We start from the raw sequence: 15,905 nt of genomic DNA, 5'->3' as shown, positions 1-15,905 counted from the left end.
TCAGCCTGTCCGGCGTTTGAGGACGAGCGCCCTTTAGGCGCGAACGGGGTCTGGGGCGGAGCCCCAGGGGACGACCACTGGGCCGCAGCCGAACGACACCCCCCCCCCGGAGGGTCTCGGGAAAGGGCGGGGTGGGGCCCCTCCTCACCCGCCCGACGCGGCAACATCCCGCCAAACCCCCGGCACCGCCTCAACCACCCCGTACGCAGTCGCAGGCGCCCCCTGCGAGGCATGGCGCCCGGCCAGACCATGGAGGTACGCCGCCACCGCCCCCGCATCCCTCGCCCGCAGCCCCGCCGCAAGCAACGAGCCCGCAAGCCCCGACAGCACGTCGCCGCTGCCCGCCGTCGCCAGCCACGGCGTGCCGGTCGGGTTGACCCGCACCGGGCCGGCCGCGTCGGCGACCAGCGTGGTCGAGCCCTTGAGCAGCACCGTCGCCCCGTACCGCGAGGCCAGTTCGCGCACCGAGGCGAGCCGCTCCGCCTCGACCTTCTCGCGCGGCACCCCGAGCAGCGCGGCCGCCTCGCCCGCGTGCGGGGTGAGCAGGGTGGGCGCCGGGCGGGCCCGTACCGCGTCGGGGTCGAGACCGCGCAGCCCGTCGGCGTCCACCAGGACGGGCACGTCCGAGTCGAGCACCTCATCAACGCCCGAACCGTCCCCCAGCCCGGGCCCCACCACCCACGCCTGCACCCGCCCGGCCTTCGCGGGCGAGTCGTCCGACACCAGGGTTTCGGGGAAGCGCGCGATCACCGCGTCGCCGCCGGGCCCGACGTACCGCACGGCGCCGGCCCCGCCGCGCAGCGCGCCCGCGACCGCGAGGACCGCCGCGCCGGGATAGCGGGCCGAACCGGCCACGACCCCGACGACACCCCGCCGGTACTTGTCGCTCTCGGCGGCCGGAGTGGGCAACAGGTCCGCCACGTCGGCGTGCTGGAGCGCCTCGACGCCGGGGACGGAGGGCAGGTCGAGGCCGATGGGGACGAGCCGCACGGCCCCCGCGTACTCGCGCGCCGGGTCGATGAGCAGCCCCGGCTTGTACGCCCCGAACGTGACGGTCGCATCCGCCCGCAGCGCCTCGCCGGGCACCTCGCCCGTGTCCGCGTCCACGCCGCTGGGGAGGTCGACGGCGACGACGACGGCGTTGGACCCGCGGGCCGCCCGGGCGAGCGGGATCGCGTCGGGACGCAGGCCCCCACGGCCGCCGATGCCGGTGATGCCGTCCAGTACGAGGTCGGCGACGGCCAGGACCTCGAAGGGGTCGTCGGCTACGCGGCCGCCGGCCCGGGTGAAGGCGGCGAGGCCCTCGGGGTGGGCGCGGTCCGGGGCGAGCAGCACCGCGCTGACGCCCGCGCCTCGGCGGGCCAGCCGGGCCCCCGCGTACAGGGCGTCGCCGCCGTTGTCCCCGCTGCCGACGAGCAGCACGACCCTGGCGCCGTAGACCCGGCCCAGCATGTCCGCGCAGGCCGCGGCCAGTCCGGCGGCGGCGCGCTGCATGAGCGCGCCGGGCGGGAGGAGGGCCATGAGCTCGCCCTCGGCGGCCCGAACGGTGTCGACGTCGTAGGCAGTACGCATGCCGCCAACTCTCCCCCGCCCCGCCCCTCCCCGAAACCCGCCGGGGGTGGAGGTGCCCTGCCCGGCGCCCCCGGCTCCGCCCCTCACCAGAACCCATGTCGCCTGCGGACCGTACGTGGCTGAGGGGGGATGCGGGCATCTTCAGCCCGTCATGGGGGTCCCCCCTGGCCCTTAAGGCCTTGGGGGAGTTTGAGGACGAGCGCCCATAAGGCGCGATACGGGGTCTGGGGCAGAGCCCCAGGAACGACCACCGGGCCGCACCCGGCAACCAATTCCCGGCGGGTCCAGGGAAGGGGCGGGGAGGGGAAAACTCACCCCTCCGCGATCACCACCGCGGAAGCGACCCCCGCGTCATGGCTGAGCGAAACGTGCCAGTGCCGAACCCCCAGCTCCGCCGCCCGCGCGGCGACGGACCCGCGCACCCGGAGCCGGGGCTGCCCGCTCCCCTCCACGTACACCTCCGCATCCGTCCACAACAGCCCGGCCGGCGCCCCCAGAGCCTTCGCGAGGGCTTCCTTCGCCGCGAACCGCACCGCCAGCGAGGCGACCCCCCGCCGCTCGCCGCTGGGCAGCATCAACTCGTCCTCCACGAACAGCCGTTGGAGCATGGCGGGGGTCCGCTCGATGGACTCCCCGAACCGCTCGATCTCGGCCACGTCGATCCCGACACCAATGATCACGCGCTCACTCCACCGTCACGGACTTGGCCAGGTTGCGGGGCTGGTCGACCTCGTTGCCCCGGGCCGTGGCCAGCTCGCACGCGAAGACCTGGAGCGGCACGGTCGCCACGAGCGGCTGGAGCAGCGTGGGCGTGACCGGGATGCGGATCAGATGGTCCGCGTACGGCGCCACCGCCTCGTCCCCCTCCTCCGCGATCACGATCGTCCGCGCCCCCCGCGCCCGGATCTCCTGGATGTTCGAAACGATCTTGTCATGGAGCACCGACCGCCCCCGGGGCGAGGGAACGACCACAACCACCGGCAGATCCTCCTCGATCAGCGCGATCGGGCCGTGCTTCAGTTCCCCCGCCGCGAACCCCTCGGCATGCATGTACGCCAGCTCCTTGAGCTTGAGCGCGCCTTCGAGGGCGACCGGGTAGCCGACGTGCCGGCCGAGGAAGAGCACCGTGTTCTTGTCGGCGAGCGAGCGCGCCAACTCCCGTACGGGCTCCATCGTTTCGAGGACGCGGTCGACCTCGGTGGCGATCTCGGCGAGGTCGTGCACGACGGCCCGGACCTCGTCGCCCCACTTGGTCCCGCGCACCTGCCCGAGGTACAGCGCGACCAGGTAGCAGGCCACCAGCTGGGTGAGGAAGGCCTTCGTCGAGGCGACGGCGACCTCGGGGCCCGCGTGCGTGTAGAGGACCGCGTCCGACTCGCGCGGGATCGTCGACCCGTTGGTGTTGCAGATCGCGAGCACCTTCGCGCCCTGCTGGCGGGCGTGCCGCAGCGCCATCAGCGTGTCCATGGTCTCGCCGGACTGCGAGATGGCGATGACGAGCGTGCGCCGGTCGAGGATCGGGTCCCGGTAGCGGAACTCGCTGGCCAGCTCCGTCTCGCACGGGATCCGTGTCCAGTGCTCGATCGCCAGCTTGGCGATCATGCCCGCGTGGTAGGCGGTCCCGCACGCCACGATGACGACCTTGTCGACCTCGCGCAGTACGGAGTCGGGGATGCGCAGCTCGTCCAGTGTCAGCGAGCCCGCCGCGTCGATCCGGCCGAGCAGCGTGTCGGCGACGGCCTTGGGCTGCTCGGCGATCTCCTTGAGCATGAAGTAGTCGTAGCCGCCCTTCTCGGCGGCGGAGGCGTCCCAGTCGACGTGGTAGGCCCGGGTCTCGGCCGGCGCCCCGTCGAAGTCGGTGACGGTGACACCGTCCCGGCGCAGCTCGACGACCTGGTCCTGGCCGAGTTCGATCGCGGAGCGGGTGTGCGCGATGAACGCGGCGACGTCCGAGGCGAGGAAGGCCTCCCCCTCGCCGACGCCCACCACCAGCGGCGAGTTGCGCCGCGCGCCCACGACCACGTCCGGCTCGTCCGCGTGCACCGCGACCAGCGTGAACGCGCCCTCAAGCCGTCGGCACACCTGCCGCATGGCCTCGGCCAGGTCCTCGGCCGAGGAGTGGCACTCGGCGAGGAGGTGCGCGACGACCTCGGTGTCCGTCTCGGAGGCGAGCTGGTGGCCGCGCTCGGCGAGCTCGGCCCGCAACGCGGCGAAGTTCTCGATGATCCCGTTGTGTACGACGGCGACCCGCCCGGCGTTGTCCAGGTGCGGGTGCGCGTTGGCGTCGGTCGGCCCGCCGTGCGTGGCCCACCGGGTGTGCCCGATGCCGGTCGACCCGGCGGGCAGCGGCGCCTCCAGGAGCGCCTTCTCCAGATTGACCAGCTTCCCGGCCTTCTTGGCCGCGGCGAGCCCACCGTCCGCGAGGACCGAGACGCCCGCCGAGTCGTATCCGCGGTACTCAAGGCGCTTGAGCCCCGCCACGACGACGTCGAGCGCCGACTGCCCGCCTACGTAACCCACGATTCCGCACATAGAAACCCCTCCATGGCCGCCCGACCAGCGACTTAAGGTGTCACTTACCGCCCCTGACACCCGCTGGGAGCCGGCAGGGAGCTCCAACTCCCGCCGACCCACGCATCGAGCGCTTCGAGGCCACGAGTGCCCGAGTCCGGCCATCACGCGCATGTACGTCCGCGTCCGCTCGCGCACGTACCCGCGGGTGAAGTCCGGGTCCTCATGACCGAGCCACCTTGCCACGAGAACGGGCGGCTCCCCCGCTTCCAGCGGTGTCGCGGCGCAGGTGTGGCGCAGAACGCAGCCCGACACGCGCCGCGCGGCGCTGAACCTGACGCCTCGTCACCCAGGCCCGCGCACCCGACGCCCCGCCTCGCGATCGAGCCGCGTCACGCCGCGCCCCTCCCGCCGTCGTCGAGGCGGAACCACACGGCCTTGGATTCGGGGAACATTCCGCCGTACCGTGTCACGCCCCACCCGTCCGTGAGCTGCTGCAAGATGCACAGCCCATAGCCGCCCACGGGGACGTCAGCGAGCTGCCGCACCTCGGTCAACTCCCTTGCCCACGGCTCCTTCTGGGGCTCGGCATCGTGCACGTGGATCACGACGTACCCCTCGGCGAGCGTCACGACGACGTGCACGAACGGGGAGCGGGTGTGCCGGTGCACGTTGCCCACCACCTCGCTCACGCAGAGGGCCGCGGACTCCGTGAGCCCCGCATGCCCGGTCGCGCCGAGCAGGGCGCACACCATGGAACGGACCTCACGGGCGGCCGTGTCCCGGTTGGCGGTAGAGAGGCGGTGGGTTCTGGTCGAGGCGGTGTCGGGTGGTGCGGGAGGCGTTAAGGCTGCGATCGTCATTGCGTTCTCTCCCAACGCGGCTGTAGCTCGCGCGTTGCCGGCGGACCGTGGCGATGGCCGCCCCCAGGAACGCCTCAACTAGGCGCGCAGCGGCTGCACTTCGGCCGTCCGGCATAGCGAAGCGGTGCTGGAACGAAGGTAGCGCACCCGTCTCACCTGTTGTACCTATTCAGCTAAACCATGGAACTTGTGGACCACCATTGCGGTACGGGGCCACACTGGGGGCCGACAGAAGGGGAACCAGATGCCGCCGAGGAAGGTTCCGACCGCACGGCAACGCCGGTTGGGTGCAGAGCTGCGAAAGATGCGCGAGCACGCCGGCCTACAGCTCACCGACGCCGCTGGGCTCCTGGGGACGGATCGCACCACGATCAGCAACAGCGAATCGGGACGGTTCGGCTTGAGCGGTGACCGCGTTCGCAGTTGGGCCGCCCTCTACCAGTGCCCCGATCCCAAGTACGTCGAGGCGCTGGTCGCCATGGCGGAGGAACGCGTCAAGGGCTGGTGGGACGACTACCGCGGACGGCTGTCGAGCGGCGCACTCGATCTGGCCGAACTCGAAGCGAACGCGGCCGGGTTGCGCGGGGTCACGATCATGCACGTACCCGGACAGCTCCAGACCGAGGAGTACGCCCGTGCCGTGTTCGAGGAGGCGGTGCCACCGCTGAGCCCGGTCGACCTGCGCACTCGCCTGTCACACCGCCTCAAGCGTCGCGACGTACTCGATCGCTCCCAGCCCTTGCACTGCACCTTCCTCATCCACGAAGCCGCGCTGCGCATGCAGTACGGCGGCCCAAAGGTCGCCCGCGCACAGCTCGACCACCTCCTCAAGGAGTCCGAGCGCGACAACGTGATCGTGCGCGTGATCCCGTTCGCGGTCGGCGGGTTCCCGAACGCGGGGAGTTCCACCCTCTACGTCTATGGCCTTGTGCCGCAGCTCGATACGGTGCAGATGGACACCCCAACAGGCCCGGCGTTCCTGGACGCCGAAACCCTTCTCGCCAACTACCGAGCCGTACTCGACCGCACCGAAGAGCGATCGTTGGCCCCGGCCAAGTCGCGAGACTTCATTCACGGAATCGCACAACAAGCATGAAGGCGTGGAGACAGTGGAAATAACGTGGCAAAAGTCCTCGTTCTCGACGGACTCGGAGGGCAACTGCCTGGAGATCGCAGAAGTCGGCGACGAGATCCTGCTTCGCGAGAGCGACAACGGCAACGTGATCGTGCGCACCAGCCGGGAGAAGCTCCGCGCTTTCCTGCTGGGCGCCCAGGCCAACGAGTTCGACCACTTCGTGAAGTAGCCCCGCTCCCACCGGCCCCCCGCCTGATGACGGGGGGCTTCCGCTTGCCGTACAACGAGTTGGCATATGCCGTCTCACTCGTTAGACGTCAAACAGTTGATACGCATCTGTAGCCAGCGCTACGGTCGCAGGGCGATACCGCGCCGGGCGCATGTGCGGAACGACAGCCCCGCGCGGCTCAACTCTCCACGCCATCAAGCCTGTTGGGGGAGAGTCGCCAGCGGTCGTCCTCTCCCCCGCCTGACGGTTGGCGGGGGAGAGAGAGGGCGGCCCCGACCTCGCACTGGAGGGCGGCCCATGCACTCACTGCGCGCACCATCAGAGCGAGCCAGCGGGGTGGCTCCACCGGGCCCGGCCCTCGCAGAGGCCCGTATCCAGCACAGGTACCTGTACGAGGTTCTGCTCTACCGGGCCGCCGAGGACAAGACACCCCGCCTGGTCCGAAGCGCCGTACTGGACACGGCGTCCCGGGCTATCCGCGCGCTGCGCCTCGACCTGCGCGCCGGCCACGTATTCGCCATGACCCCTCAGGAATCGCGCCGGGCCGTCCAATGGGCCGACGAGGGATTCATTTCTGCCCGCGCCCTGCTCGGACTCGGCGAATCCGTCGGATTCACCCTCCGCCTCCACACCGGAGAAATCGCCGAATGGACCGTACGACCGGCCATGTTCCTCTGCCTGACGTCCACCGACTGGTGTGATCCGAAACATCAACGCGGCGACGCAGAACCGGACTTGATGGCATTCCCGTGAACCCCCTCGCTCGCCCCTGCGCAAGGGGCGCGCGTTGCCCATGGGGCAGGGCGAGAAGCCCCGCCGTGTCCGGATCGGTTCTGCGGAGCGTCACCTTCCTTCGCGCGGTGGTGACAGGCCGTGGAACGCGGTGCCAGAGTGTGCGCCCACGCAACCCGTGCGGGACTCCGGCCGGACCCCGTCCCTGTCGCCTCCCGGTGCCGCCGTCCGCGGTGCCGGGTCCTTGGAGCACGCCTCAGCATGCCCCGCCGGTGTCACGCCGGGCCGCGGGCCGGAGAGGGAAACCCGATGGGTTCATGGCAGTGGAACGACCAGCAGAGGCCCACCAGCACGGTCGGCGTCCGGGCCACGGCCGGCGCAGTCACCATGAAAGATGATCCGCAGGCACCCCAGCGGCCGTACGTCTTCGTACGTGGCCTGGACTCGAAGCTGCACGTCAACTGGTGGGACGGCAAGGCGTGGCACTGGAGTGCCCAGGGCGCGCCGAGCGGGCGCAGCATCATCGAGAAGGTCGGCGCGGTCACGGTCCAGGACAGCCCGAACGCGGCGCAGCGGCCGTACGCGTTCGTCATCGGCGACGACTCGAAGCTGTACGTGAACTGGTGGGACGGCGCCAAGTGGAACTGGAGCGACCAGGGCACCCCCAGCGGCCGCCTGGTACGTGAAGGTGCCGGGGTCGTCACGGTTCAGGACAATCCCAGTGCGCCGCAGCGGCCGTACGTCTTCGTCATCACCGACGACTTCCGGCTGTGGGTCAACTGGTGGGACGGCTCCAAATGGAACTGGAGCGACCAGGGCACGCCGCCCAGCCGCACCATCTCCCGCCCTCTCGGCGTCACCACCATGCGGGACAACCCGAACGCCTTCACCCGCCCGTACGCCTTCGTGATCACCGACGACTCCCGGGTATGGGTCAACTGGTGGGACGGCTCCAAATGGAACTGGAGCGACCAGGGCGCGCCGTCGGGCCAGCCGGTCAAGAAGGGCGCCGGAGTCATCAGCGTCCAGGACAACCCCACCGCGGTGGAGCGGCCGTACGTCTTCGTCCAGGGCTACGACTCGAAGCTCTACGTGAACTGGTGGGACGGCGCAAAGTGGAACTGGAGCGCCCAGGGCGCCCCCAGCGGTCGGCTCATCCTCGACTCCGTGGGCACCGTCACCATGAAGGACGACCCCAACGCCTTCAGCCGCCCCTACGTCTTCGTCATCGGCGACGACTCCAAGCTGTATGTGAACTGGTGGGACGGCAAGGCCTGGAACTGGGCCGCACAGGGCACCCCGGCGGGCCGCGTCATCGAGCGCCCCGGTGAAGCGATCACGGTCCAGGACAACCCGAACGCGGCGCAACGCCCCTACGCCTTCGTGATCACCGACGACTCCGACCTCCAGGTCAACTGGTGGTCCCTGCCCTAGGGCCTGTCCGGCGGGCTCCCCAGGGGGCCCGCCGTCCGGTACGCCTCCCCCTCCGTCCGGATTCAGGACGGAGGGGGAGGCCGAGTGACCCACCCCACCCCCCACGCAGGTCATACAGCCGCAACAATGGACCCGTGATCACTTCGCCGCCACGGAGCGCCCACCGCAAGCCGGAGGCGACTCCCTACGTGGACCTGACGCGCGCAGAGTGGAGCGCCCTGCGCGACAAGACGCCGCTGCCGCTGACCGCCGACGAGGTCGAGCGGCTGCGCGGGCTCGGTGACGTCATCGACCTCGACGAGGTGCGCGACATCTATCTGCCGCTGTCCCGGCTGCTCAACCTGTACGTGGGGGCCACCGCCAATCTGCGCGGCACCCTCAACACGTTCCTGGGCGACGCGGGCAACGGGCACGGCACCCAGCACGGCACCCCGTTCGTCATAGGGGTCGCCGGTTCCGTGGCGGTCGGCAAGTCGACCGTGGCACGGCTGCTCCAGGCGCTGCTCGCCCGCTGGCCCGAGCACCCCCGGGTCGAGCTGGTCACCACCGACGGCTTCCTGTACCCGATGGCCGAGCTCCAGCGGCGCGGCCTGATGTCCCGCAAGGGCTTCCCCGAGTCGTACGACCGCCGGGCCCTGACCCGGTTCGTCGCCGACATCAAGGCGGGCAAGGACGAGGTCACCGCGCCCGTCTACTCGCACCTGATCTACGACATCGTGCCGGACGAGCGCCTCGTCGTGCGCCGCCCGGACATCCTGATCGTGGAGGGCCTCAACGTCCTGCAGCCCGCCCTGCCCGGCCAGGACGGCCGCACCCGGGTCGGCCTCGCGGACTACTTCGACTTCAGCGTGTACGTGGACGCGCGCACCGAGGACATCGAGACCTGGTACCTCAACCGCTTCCGCAAGCTGCGCGAGACCGCCTTCCAGAACCCGTTCTCGTACTTCCGCAAGTACACCCAGGTCTCCGAGGAGGAGGCCCTCGACTACGCCCGGACGACCTGGCGCACCATCAACCGGCCCAACCTGGTGGAGAACGTGGCGCCCACGCGCGGCCGCGCCACCCTCGTCGTGCGCAAGGGCCCCGACCACAAGATCCAGAAGATCTCGCTCCGTAAGCTCTGACCTGTGCCGGTCGACGGCAGCCCCAAATTCCGGAAACGCGAAAGCGCCGGCCCACCCTCACAGGGCGGACCGGCGCAAGCACCAACTCCCTCAGCCCAGCGCCGACTTGACGACGTCGGCCAGGCGGCCGGCCACCGAGCGGGCCTGCTCGATGTCCGCGGCCTCGACCATCACGCGGACCAGCGGCTCGGTGCCCGAGGGGCGGAGCAGCACCCGGCCGGTGGCGCCCAGCTCGCGCTCGGCCTCGGCGACGGCCGCGCCGAGCTCGGCGGAGGTGGACACCCGGGACTTGTCGACGTCGGGGACGTTGACCAGGACCTGCGGCAGGCGCTCCATGACCCCGGCGAGGTCGGCCAGCGGACGGCGGGTAGCGGCCACGCGGGCGGCCAGCATGAGGCCGGTCAGCGTGCCGTCACCGGTGGTCGCGTGGTCCAGGATGATCACGTGGCCGGACTGCTCGCCGCCGAGCGCGTACCCGTGCTCCTTCATCGACTCCAGGACGTAGCGGTCGCCGACCGCGGTCTGGACGAGCTGGATGCCCTCGCGCTCCATGGCGATCTTGAAGCCCAGGTTGGACATGACGGTGCCGACGACGGTGTTGCCGCGCAGCGTGCCCGCCTCGCGCATGGCGAGGGCGAGCACCGCGAGGATCTGGTCGCCGTCGACCTCGTTGCCCGCGCCGTCCACGGCCAGGCAGCGGTCGGCGTCGCCGTCGTGCGCGATGCCGAGGTCGGCGCCGTGCTCCACGACGGCCGCCTTGAGGAGGTCGAGGTGGGTGGAGCCGCAGCCGTCGTTGATGTTGAGCCCGTCCGGCTCGGCACCGATCGTGACGACCTCGGCGCCGGCCCGCGTGAACGCCTCCGGCGAGACCCGGGCGGCCGCGCCGTGCGCCTCGTCCAGGACGACCTTGAGGCCGTCGAGACGGTTGGGCAGCACCCCGATGAGGTGCGCGACGTAGCGGTCGAAGCCCTCGTCGTACGAGCGGACGCGGCCCACGCCGGCGCCGGTCGGGCGCTCCCACGGCTCGCCCGTGCGGTGCTGCTCGTAGATCGACTCGATGCGGTCCTCCAGCTCGTCGGCGAGCTTGTGGCCGCCGCGCGCGAAGAACTTGACGCCGTTGTCCGGCATGGCGTTGTGGCTGGCCGAGAGCATCACGCCGAGGTCGGCGCCCAGCACGCCGGTGAGGTACGCCACCGCGGGGGTGGGCAGCACACCGACCCGCAGGACGTCCACGCCCGCGCTCGCGAGACCCGCGACGACCGCGGCCTCCAGGAACTCTCCCGACGCCCGGGGGTCACGACCGACCACGGCGGTCGGCCGATGCCCCTCAAAGGTCCCCGCCTCGCCGAGCACGTGCGCCGCCGCGACCGACAGGCCGAGCGCGAGCTCAGCCGTCAGATCCGAGTTGGCGACACCGCGCACGCCGTCCGTGCCGAAGAGTCGTCCCACGTCTGTCCTCCGAAAACCTCAAAGTGCGGGGTAGATAGACGAACGCCCCGGCAGCACAGAGAAGTGCTGCCGGGGCGAACGAAAGCCGTACAGGCAGGCGCGGATTTAGCGCTTGCTGTACTGCGGAGCCTTGCGGGCCTTCTTGAGACCGGCCTTCTTGCGCTCGACCGCACGGTCGTCGCGGGAGAGGAAGCCGGCCTTCTTGAGGGCGCCGCGGTTGTTGTCCACGTCAGCCTCGTTCAGCGCACGGGCCACGCCGAGGCGCAGGGCGCCGGCCTGACCGGACACGCCGCCACCCGAGATGCGGGCGATGACGTCGTAGCGGTTGTCGAGTTCGAGCACCTTGAAGGGCTCGTTGACTTCCTGCTGGTGGACCTTGTTCGGGAAGTAGTCCTCGAGCGTACGCCCGTTGATCTTCCACTTGCCGGTGCCCGGAACGATCCGGACGCGGGCGATGGCGTTCTTGCGACGCCCCAGGCCGGCGGCCGGCTGCGGGTCACCGAAGCGGGAAGCCATCGACTCGGAGGTGTACTCGCCCTCGACGGGCACCTCGGACTCGAAGGTGGTCACTTCGGCGTAGGTCTCGTCGCCCTCAAGCGGGGTCTCGACGGTGGTCTCGGCCACGATTCTCCTCAGATTTCTTTACGTCTTAGGGGGTGGCCGGAACTACTGCGCGACCTGGGTGATCTCGAACGGCACCGGCTGCTGGGCAGCGTGGGGGTGCTGGTCGCCCGAGTAGACCTTCAGCTTCGAGAGCATCTGACGGCCCAGGGTGTTCTTGGGGATCATGCCCTTGATGGCCTTCTCGACGGCCTTCTCCGGGTTGTTCGCCAGGAGGTCGTCGTAGCGCACCGAGCGGAGGCCGCCCGGGTAGCCGGAGTGGCGGTAGGCCATCTTCTGGGTCTTCTTGTTGCCGGACAGGTGAACCTTGTCGGCGTTGATGATGATGACGAAGTCACCCATGTCCATGTGGGGCGCATAGACGGGCTTGTGCTTGCCCCGGAGGAGGTTCGCGGCGGTGGTCGCCAGACGACCCAGGACGACGTCCCGGGCATCAATGACGTGCCACTGGCGAGTGATGTCGCCGGGCTTGGGGCTGTACGTACGCACTTCGTAGCCTTCGCTTCTTAGTGGATGGGGTCCAAACACACTGCACCCTGAAGCGATCATGCAGCTGGGACTCACAGTGCCGGGGACGCTGCCCGTATGCGAGTCACTGGTAACTGCTCCAGAGAACTTGCGCAAGAGCTCTTCGCGTGAGAACGACCGAGCCAATACGCATAACAAACCTGAACGATACCCGGGCGCCCCCAGGCGGGTCAAAACCGCCCGGGCCCGACCTGGCCGAATTCCGCCACATCGGGCCCTGGCCTGCACAAACGCACTACCTCGCCCGCTCCACCCGTCGCTCGTCCCACACCGGCTCCGCCGTCTCGCGCACCACGCCGTCCGAGCCGAAGACCAGATAGCGGTCGAACGTCTTCGAGAACCAGCGGTCGTGGGTGACGGCGAGCACCGTGCCGTCGTACGACTCCAGACCGTCCTGGAGGGCCTCCGCCGACTCCAGGTCGAGGTTGTCCGTCGGCTCGTCGAGCAGCAGCGCCGTCGTGCCGGCGAGCTCCAGGAGCAGGATCTGGAAGCGGGCCTGCTGGCCGCCGGACAGCTTGTCGAAGGGCTGGTCCCCCTGCCGCTCCAGCTCGTAGCGGCGAAGGACCGACATCGCGGCCCCGCGGTCCTTGGCGTGCTCGCTCCACAGGATGTCGACGAGCGTGCGCCCGAGCAGCTCGGGGTGGGCGTGGGTCTGCGCGAAGTGCCCGGGCACGACCCGCGCGCCCAGCTTCCAGTTCCCGGTGTGCGCCACCGACGGATCCCCCGCGAGCAGCCGCAGGAAGTGCGACTTCCCGGAGCCGTTGGAGCCGAGGACGGCGACCCGCTCGCCGTAGAAGACTTCGAGCGAGAACGGCTTCATGAGGCCGGTCAGCTCAAGGTTCTCGCAGGTCAGGGCGCGGACACCGGTACGTCCACCGCGCAGCCGCATGGTGATCGCCTGCTCGCGCGGCGGCTCCGGCGGCGGGCCCGCCTCCTCGAACTTCTTGAAGCGGGTCTGCATCGCGTGGTAGCGCGAGGCCATGTCCGGGCTGATCGCGGCCTGGTTGCGCAGCCGCAGCACCAGCGCCTTCAGGCGGGCGTGCTCCTCGTCCCAGCGCCGCTTGAGCTCCTCGAAGCGCGCGAACCTCTCCCGGCGCGCCTCGTGGTACGTGCCGAATCCGGCGCCGTGCACCCACACGTCCGTCCCGGCGGGGCTCGGCTCCAGGCTCACGATCCGCTCGGCGGCCCGCGAGAGCAGCTCCCGGTCGTGCGAGACGAACAGCACGGTCTTACGGGTCTCCCGCAGCCGCTCCTCCAGCCAGCGCTTGCCCGGCACGTCCAGATAGTTGTCCGGCTCGTCCAGGAGCAGCACCTCGTCGGGCCCGCGCAGCAGCGCTTCGAGCACCAGCCGCTTCTGCTCGCCGCCACTGAGCGTGCGCACCTCGCGGAACTGGGCCTTGTCGTACGGCATCCCGAGGGCGGCCATGGTGCACATGTCCCAGACCGTCTCGGCCTCGTACCCGTGCGCCTCGGCCCAGTCGCTGAGGGCCTGCGCGTACTTCATCTGCGCGGCCTCGTCGTCGACCGTCATGATCAGGTGCTCGGCCGCGTCCACCTCGGCCGCGGCCTTCCGGATCCGCGGCTGCGCGACGGAGACCAGCAGGTCACGCACCGTACGCTCATCGCGCACCGAGCCCACGAACTGCGGCATCACGCCGAGCCCGCCGCTCACCGACACCGAGCCGCCGTGCGGCTGGAGCTCGCCGGAGATCATGCGGAGCAGTGTCGTCTTGCCGGCCCCGTTGGCGCCGACCAGGGCCACCACCGAGCCCTCCGCCACCCGGAACGAGGCGTCGCCGAGCAGCACCCGCCCGTCCGGCAGGTAGTACTCCAGATGTGCAGCCTCAAGATGTCCCATGGGCGGATTGTCGCGCAGGCCCTGCCCCCCTGAACAATCGAATTAAGAGCCTGTGTCCAAGCCCCGTCCGGATCAGGCCGCGGCGTCCGGTGCGTGCGATCGCAAGGCGGCTGGAAGTCCTTGTAGCGGAGCTACTAGGGCTTTCGGCCAACGCTGCGAGCGTGCGTGCCAGACGCCGCGGGCCCGGGCGGGGCTTGGACACAGGCTCTAAGATGCGCGGCATGAGCTTTGGGCAAGGGGGACCCGCGTGGGGCCCGGGGGATCAGCAGACACCGGACTGGGCGGCGCTCGCCGATGCGTCGGCCGCGCGCAGCCGGCGGAAGAAGTGGCTGTTCATAGGCGGCGGCGCGGTCGCGACGGCGGCCGTCGTCGCGGTCGTGGCCACCGTGATCGTCAACGCGGGCAACAAGGACGACGGCAAGTCGGCCAGTGAACTGCCCTCTCCCCCGGCACTGCCCAGCAACAGCGCGCAGCCGGGGCCCTCGTTCTCGCAGGTGGCCCCGCCGCCCCCGCCCAACCCGTACGACTACGTCTCCAACGCGAAGAAGGACACGGCGCCGCTCAGCGCCGACACCCTCTTCCCGGGCAAGAGCCTGACGCTGGGCAGCGGCGTCTATGCCAAGGGCCCGACCGACAAGGTCACCGACTGCGCCTCGGTCACCCAGGGTTCGCTCGGCTCGGCCCTCAACGGCAACGGCTGCCGCCAGGTCATCCGGGCCACGTTCACCAAGGACGGCATCGCGGTCACCGTCGGCGTCGCCGTGTTCGACACGGACACCGCGGCGACGAAGGCCAAGGAGCAGGCGAACGGCGGCATCGCATCCCTCTCCGGCTCGGGCGTGAACACGTTCTGCCGGGGCGGTTCGGTCTGCCGCAACACCACCAACTCCTATGGCCGGTACGCCTACTTCACGACCGGTGGCTTCGCCAACGGCAAGAGCGTGACGAAGGCCGACGGGGCCGTGTTCACGGCGGGCGACGAGCTCGCGAAGTTCACCTTCGACCAGATCGTCGCCCGCGGCCGCAACCAGGCCTCAGCAGCAGCCACCCGGCCCGCCACCTGAACTCCCGGGCAGCGTACGCATGTTGCGCGCCTCCTTGCTGCGCGCGGCGAGCAACTCGTCGGCGGGGTAACCGACTTCCTCCAGGGTGAGGCCGTGCGGCTTCACCACGTGCACGGAGGAGTCGCGCACCGCAGCCGCGAGGACCTTGCCGGGCCACTCGGGACCCCGGTGGCCGTCGCCGACGTACAACAGCGCGCCCACGAGCGAGCGCACCATGTTGTGGCAGAAGGCGTCCGCGCGCACGGTCGCGGTGACGATCCCGTCGTCGCCGCGCACCCAGGAAAGCTCCTGGAGCGTGCGGATGGTGGTGGCACCTTCCCTCTTCTTGCAGTACGCCGCGAAGTCGTGCTCGCCGAGCAGCGCGGCGGATGCCGCGTTCATCGCGTCGACGTCCAACTCCCAGTCGTGCCACAGGACATGACCGCGCAGCAGCGGGTCGACGCCGCCGACGTTGTCGGTCACCCGGTACGCGTACCGCCGCCAGATCGCCGAGAACCGCGCGTTGAAACCGCTCGGAGCCTCGGCGATGCGCCAGATCCGCACGTCGTGCGGCAGCCGCCCGGCCATGCGCCGCAGCAGCTTCTCGCGGTGCTCGGCCCACACCGCCTCGGGCAGGTCGACGTGCGCGACCTGCCCGCGCGCGTGCACGCCGGCGTCGGTGCGCCCGGCGACGGTCAGGTCGTACGTCACGTCGGAGCGCGTCACCGTGCGCAGCGCGTCCTCGATCTCGCCCTGCACGGTCCTGCGCCCCAGCGGCTGCCGGGCCCAGCCGGAGAAGTCCTTGCCGTCGTACGACAGATCGAGCCGCACCCGGACGAGGCCGGGCTCCACCTCATCACTCACGT

Annotated in this window: 15 protein-coding genes; 6 read left to right on the top strand and 9 right to left on the bottom strand. The window is 70.5% G+C overall.

The genetic code is table 11. From position 1 onward, the window contains the following. Positions 1 to 144: 144 nt before the first annotated feature. From ADK54_RS23335 to ADK54_RS23320, 4 genes are all read right to left on the bottom strand, one after another. A complete protein-coding gene (locus tag ADK54_RS23335) occupies positions 145 to 1,572 on the bottom strand; it encodes a bifunctional ADP-dependent NAD(P)H-hydrate dehydratase/NAD(P)H-hydrate epimerase (RefSeq protein WP_053727636.1) in 1,428 nt (475 codons plus the stop codon). A gap of 311 nt (positions 1,573 to 1,883) precedes the next feature. Next, positions 1,884 to 2,252 carry a holo-ACP synthase gene (locus ADK54_RS23330; protein WP_053727635.1) on the bottom strand — a complete coding sequence of 123 codons (369 nt, stop codon included), beginning with the start codon at positions 2,250 to 2,252 and terminating at the stop codon, positions 1,884 to 1,886. A 4-nt stretch (positions 2,253 to 2,256) separates the two neighbouring features. Further along, positions 2,257 to 4,104: a glutamine--fructose-6-phosphate transaminase (isomerizing) gene (glmS, locus tag ADK54_RS23325; RefSeq protein ID WP_053727634.1), complete on the bottom strand. Its 1,848-nt coding sequence runs from the start codon at positions 4,102 to 4,104 to the stop codon at positions 2,257 to 2,259. A 371-nt stretch (positions 4,105 to 4,475) separates the two neighbouring features. Then, the gene (locus ADK54_RS23320; protein WP_063802039.1) at positions 4,476 to 4,946 is read right to left on the bottom strand and encodes an ATP-binding protein; all 471 of its coding nucleotides are present in this window, start codon (positions 4,944 to 4,946) and stop codon (positions 4,476 to 4,478) included. Positions 4,947 to 5,190: 244 nt separating this feature from the next. On the opposite strand from ADK54_RS23320, the gene ADK54_RS23315 reads away from it, so the two are divergent. From ADK54_RS23315 to coaA, 5 genes are all read left to right on the top strand, one after another. Beyond that, entirely contained in the window at positions 5,191 to 6,042 is an 852-nt protein-coding gene (locus ADK54_RS23315) for a Scr1 family TA system antitoxin-like transcriptional regulator (protein WP_053727632.1), read from the top strand. Positions 6,043 to 6,055: 13 nt separating this feature from the next. After that, positions 6,056 to 6,250 (top strand): DUF397 domain-containing protein, encoded by a 195-nt coding sequence (locus ADK54_RS23310; RefSeq protein WP_053727631.1) that lies wholly within the window; start codon positions 6,056 to 6,058, stop codon positions 6,248 to 6,250. 297 nt (positions 6,251 to 6,547) lie between these two features. After that, entirely contained in the window at positions 6,548 to 7,003 is a 456-nt protein-coding gene (locus ADK54_RS23305; RefSeq protein WP_159047879.1) for a hypothetical protein, read from the top strand. Positions 7,004 to 7,291: 288 nt separating this feature from the next. Beyond that, on the top strand, positions 7,292 to 8,416 hold the full coding sequence (locus tag ADK54_RS23300) for a hypothetical protein (protein ID WP_053727629.1): 1,125 nt from the start codon (positions 7,292 to 7,294) through the stop codon (positions 8,414 to 8,416). A 134-nt stretch (positions 8,417 to 8,550) separates the two neighbouring features. Continuing rightward, entirely contained in the window at positions 8,551 to 9,540 is a 990-nt protein-coding gene (gene coaA / locus ADK54_RS23295; protein WP_053727628.1) for a type I pantothenate kinase, read from the top strand. 90 nt (positions 9,541 to 9,630) lie between these two features. Here coaA and glmM read toward each other — a convergent pair whose 3' ends face one another. The 4 genes from glmM to ADK54_RS23275 all read right to left on the bottom strand — a co-directional run bounded on the left by glmM (position 9,631) and on the right by ADK54_RS23275 (position 13,996). Next, the gene (gene glmM / locus ADK54_RS23290; RefSeq protein WP_053727627.1) at positions 9,631 to 10,989 is read right to left on the bottom strand and encodes a phosphoglucosamine mutase; all 1,359 of its coding nucleotides are present in this window, start codon (positions 10,987 to 10,989) and stop codon (positions 9,631 to 9,633) included. A 105-nt stretch (positions 10,990 to 11,094) separates the two neighbouring features. After that, positions 11,095 to 11,613, bottom strand: coding sequence for a 30S ribosomal protein S9 (gene rpsI, locus ADK54_RS23285; protein WP_053727626.1), 519 nt, complete (start codon positions 11,611 to 11,613; stop codon positions 11,095 to 11,097). 42 nt (positions 11,614 to 11,655) lie between these two features. Next, positions 11,656 to 12,099, bottom strand: coding sequence for a 50S ribosomal protein L13 (rplM, locus tag ADK54_RS23280; RefSeq protein WP_053727625.1), 444 nt, complete (start codon positions 12,097 to 12,099; stop codon positions 11,656 to 11,658). A gap of 274 nt (positions 12,100 to 12,373) precedes the next feature. Beyond that, positions 12,374 to 13,996: an ABC-F family ATP-binding cassette domain-containing protein gene (locus tag ADK54_RS23275; RefSeq protein ID WP_053727624.1), complete on the bottom strand. Its 1,623-nt coding sequence runs from the start codon at positions 13,994 to 13,996 to the stop codon at positions 12,374 to 12,376. A 221-nt stretch (positions 13,997 to 14,217) separates the two neighbouring features. On the opposite strand from ADK54_RS23275, the gene ADK54_RS23270 reads away from it, so the two are divergent. After that, positions 14,218 to 15,060: a hypothetical protein gene (locus ADK54_RS23270; protein ID WP_053727664.1), complete on the top strand. Its 843-nt coding sequence runs from the start codon at positions 14,218 to 14,220 to the stop codon at positions 15,058 to 15,060. Here ADK54_RS23270 and truA read toward each other — a convergent pair. Beyond that, positions 15,031 to 15,903, bottom strand: a complete 873-nt coding sequence (gene truA / locus ADK54_RS23265) for a tRNA pseudouridine(38-40) synthase TruA (RefSeq protein ID WP_053727623.1) — start codon at positions 15,901 to 15,903, stop codon at positions 15,031 to 15,033. The two genes, ADK54_RS23270 and truA, sit on opposite strands and share 30 nt — an antisense overlap. Positions 15,904 to 15,905 lie beyond the last annotated feature (2 nt).

Origin of the sequence: Streptomyces sp. WM6378, from assembly GCF_001279695.1 — a bacterium.
Taxonomy (GTDB): Bacteria; Actinomycetota; Actinomycetes; order Streptomycetales; family Streptomycetaceae; genus Streptomyces.
This window is presented reverse-complemented; position numbering and strand designations above follow the sequence as displayed.

What these genes read in the sequence shown, in the direction of transcription:
- ADK54_RS23305 (WP_159047879.1), top strand. Translation starts at nt 6,548, where the DNA reads ATGCACTCACTGCGCGCACCATCAGAGCGAGCCAGCGGGGTGGCTCCA.
- glmS (WP_053727634.1), bottom strand. Translation starts at nt 4,104, where the DNA reads ATGTGCGGAATCGTGGGTTACGTAGGCGGGCAGTCGGCGCTCGACGTC.
- ADK54_RS23300 (WP_053727629.1), top strand. Translation starts at nt 7,292, where the DNA reads ATGGGTTCATGGCAGTGGAACGACCAGCAGAGGCCCACCAGCACGGTC.
- ADK54_RS23275 (WP_053727624.1), bottom strand. Translation starts at nt 13,996, where the DNA reads ATGGGACATCTTGAGGCTGCACATCTGGAGTACTACCTGCCGGACGGG.
- ADK54_RS23270 (WP_053727664.1), top strand. Translation starts at nt 14,218, where the DNA reads ATGAGCTTTGGGCAAGGGGGACCCGCGTGGGGCCCGGGGGATCAGCAG.
- ADK54_RS23315 (WP_053727632.1), top strand. Translation starts at nt 5,191, where the DNA reads ATGCCGCCGAGGAAGGTTCCGACCGCACGGCAACGCCGGTTGGGTGCA.
- ADK54_RS23335 (WP_053727636.1), bottom strand. Translation starts at nt 1,572, where the DNA reads ATGCGTACTGCCTACGACGTCGACACCGTTCGGGCCGCCGAGGGCGAG.
- ADK54_RS23320 (WP_063802039.1), bottom strand. Translation starts at nt 4,946, where the DNA reads ATGACGATCGCAGCCTTAACGCCTCCCGCACCACCCGACACCGCCTCG.